Consider the following 380-nt stretch of genomic DNA (forward strand, 5'->3'; position numbering starts at 1 on the left):
GTTGTATTCTTCGCCAGTTCCAAGGCAATTTGAACCTTTAATTCCTTTGAAAGATAGCAGTTTTCATCCACCAAATTTGTCTGAGCATTGAATGTCGACTGACATTCTTTACAGTAAAAGCGCGTACGTACCAAGCGTAATTCCGTTTTGGTTGCTCGATAAGGCAGAAGTTGGACTTTTGTTTTGTGTGAGCCATTCTTGATGATTTGTCCTTCATTTTTGATGCCACATTTACGGCAATGACCTGGTATATAGCTAAGTTTGGCATGGATAAGATTGGTGCGAAACCCCTCTTCTTCTACTGTCTCTAACCATTCTTCTTCGAAGAATAAATTTTCATCTGTTAAACCTAACAATTTTCTAGTACAATGATCCATGGA

The 380-nt window shown here is 38.4% G+C and carries 1 protein-coding gene; it reads right to left on the minus strand.

Annotation, left to right across the window (positions count from 1 at the left end; all coding sequences use genetic code 11):
- The coding region (locus ACI3E5_RS17590; protein WP_498855891.1) for a transposase family protein at window positions 1-377 on the minus strand (377 nt) is incomplete at its 3' end.
- Window positions 378-380: the final 3 nt, after the last annotated feature.

Origin of the sequence: Candidatus Enterococcus avicola, assembly GCF_047470845.1 — a bacterium.
Lineage (GTDB): Bacteria > Bacillota > Bacilli > Lactobacillales > Enterococcaceae > Enterococcus_D > Enterococcus_D casseliflavus.